The organism is Protofrankia sp. CiP1_Cm_nod2 (genome assembly GCF_920664355.1).
Lineage (GTDB): Bacteria > Actinomycetota > Actinomycetes > Frankiales > Frankiaceae > Protofrankia.
The window spans coordinates 1-2,015 of the sequence record NZ_CAKKTL010000059.1; the positions used below are offsets into that span (position 1 = coordinate 1).

Sequence of the window (2,015 nt, forward strand, 5' to 3'; positions counted from 1 at the left end):
CCCCCGCCGACCTTGTCGCAGCCCGCCCCACCCTCACCGGCGAGCACCTCGCGGCCTACGTCGGCACCTGACCGAGACCCTCACGTCGGAGGTGCACAGTTCATCATGGCCCGGCCGGTCCCGACCCGCGTGGCGCACTTCACGCATCTCGACCAGCTCGCGGCGATCGCCGAGCAGGGCCTGTTGCCGGAGACGGTGGCCATTGAGGCGGACGCGAGGCGTACCGAGGTCGGCAATCTGGAGATCAAGGCGGCCCGCCGCCACCGTCCGGTGCCGGTGGCTCCTGGCGGTGTGGTAGGGGACTACGCGCCGTTCTACTTCGCGCCCCGCAGCCCGATGATGTACGCGATCCACCGTGGCCGGGTGGCTACTTATGCGGGGGGCTGCGACGAGCTGGCCTACCTGGTGACTTCTGTCGAGAGGCTCACCGGGCTGGGGCTCGCGCTGGTCTTCACTGACCGTAACGCCGTCCTTGAGGCAGCGACCTTCCGTTCCGATCCGGCGGATCTGGACACGCTGGTCGACTGGCCGCTGATGCGCGCCAGGATGTGGGCGAACACCGACGCCGAGCCCGACCGCAGGGAACGGCGGATGGCGGAGTGCCTTGTTCACGGCCGGGTGCCCTGGGCCGCCTTCAGCGAGGTAGCCGTCAAGAACGCCGTCAGCAGGCGCAGAGCCCTCGCCACAATGGGAACGGCACAGCCTCAGCCGCCGGTTAGTGTCAGACCTGACTGGTATTTCTAGGGCATGGGACAGGCAGCGATGATCATTAAGGCGGACGGTGACCTCCTCGGCGCCGACGTCGACGCGCTCGTCAACACCGTCAACACGGTCGGCGTGATGGGCAAGGGTCTCGCGCTGCAGTTCCGCCGCGCCTATCCGGCCATGTTCGAGGCCTACCGGCGGGCGGCTGACGCCGGGCAGCTCCGGTTGGGCCGGATGCACGTCTGGCCGACCGGCGCGGCCACCGGGCCGAGATACATCGTCAACTTCCCTACCAAGGGCCACTGGCGCTCCCGGTCGGAAGTCCGGGACATCGACTGTGGCCTGGCTGACCTTGTCCGGGTGGTCCGCGAGCTGAGCATCCGCTCGATCGCGGTACCCCCGCTTGGCTGCGGCAACGGCGGCCTTGACTGGCACGAGATCGAACCGAGAATCCGCTCCGCTCTCGCCGGCCTCGACGATGTGCGGGTCGTCCTCTATCCGCCGGGGCGGACCCCGTCGGCGGCCGAGATGACGACGCGCACCGTCCGGCCGACGATGACTCTCCCGAGGGCAGCGCTGATTCGGATCATCGATCGTTACTGCGCGCGGGCGCTCGAGATCTCCGTGATCGAGGTCCAGAAGCTCCTGTACTTCCTCCGCGACGCTGGTGAGCCTCTCGGGTTGCTCTATACCAAGGGCCGCTATGGGCCCTACGCGGACAACCTGCGTCATGCCCTGATCAACCTCGAAGGGCAGTACCTGACCGGGTTCGGTGACGGCAACGCACGGGTCCTCGACGCCGAGCCGCTCGGTCTCCTGCCCGGCGCCGCCGACGCCGCCGACCGAGCGTTGGCTGACCAGCCGAGCACGACCGGCCGCATCGACCACGTGCTCCGCCTCGTCGAGGGCTTCGAGTCGCCGTACGGCATGGAGCTCCTCGCCAGCGTGCACTGGATCGCCACCCGTGAGGCCACCGACCCCACGGATCCCGACCAGGTCTCCCGGCTCGTGCGCGCCTGGACACCGCGCAAGGGGCGGATGTTCACCGCCGAACACGTCCAGCGCGCCTGGCACGCCCTGCGCGAACGCGGCTGGCTACCACCACCCGAAACGGCTGAGGCATGAGCCTCAGAACATGAGCCTGCAATCGGTGCCGATCTCACGTAATCCGTGGTGTCGCTGTGATCCGCCGTGCCTGCGGCCGGGGCGTATCCGGTGCATATGGCGTGGCCATGATTTCTGATGGGATGCGCACCAGTTCCGCCGCGCGCGACGCGTCCCACGGATACTTTCGCGGATCGGGCCGCGTA

General features: G+C 68.6%; 2 protein-coding genes and 1 pseudogene. All 3 read left to right on the forward strand.

The window, feature by feature from the left end:
- Positions 1–71, forward strand: a pseudogene (locus NBW84_RS24175) (excinuclease ABC, A subunit); the annotation flags it as partial.
- A gap of 34 nt (positions 72–105) precedes the next feature.
- Complete coding sequence (gene darT, locus NBW84_RS08925; RefSeq protein ID WP_250283529.1) at positions 106–744, forward strand: type II toxin-antitoxin system toxin DNA ADP-ribosyl transferase DarT; 639 nt, start codon at positions 106–108, stop codon at positions 742–744.
- Positions 745–762: 18 nt separating this feature from the next.
- Entirely contained in the window at positions 763–1,830 is a 1,068-nt protein-coding gene (darG, locus tag NBW84_RS08930) for a type II toxin-antitoxin system antitoxin DNA ADP-ribosyl glycohydrolase DarG (protein ID WP_250283531.1), read from the forward strand.
- Positions 1,831–2,015: the final 185 nt, after the last annotated feature.

Coding starts and splice junctions, on each gene's coding strand:
- darT (WP_250283529.1), top strand. CDS start 106: ATGGCCCGGCCGGTCCCGACCCGCGTGGCGCACTTCACGCATCTCGAC.
- darG (WP_250283531.1), top strand. CDS start 763: ATGATCATTAAGGCGGACGGTGACCTCCTCGGCGCCGACGTCGACGCG.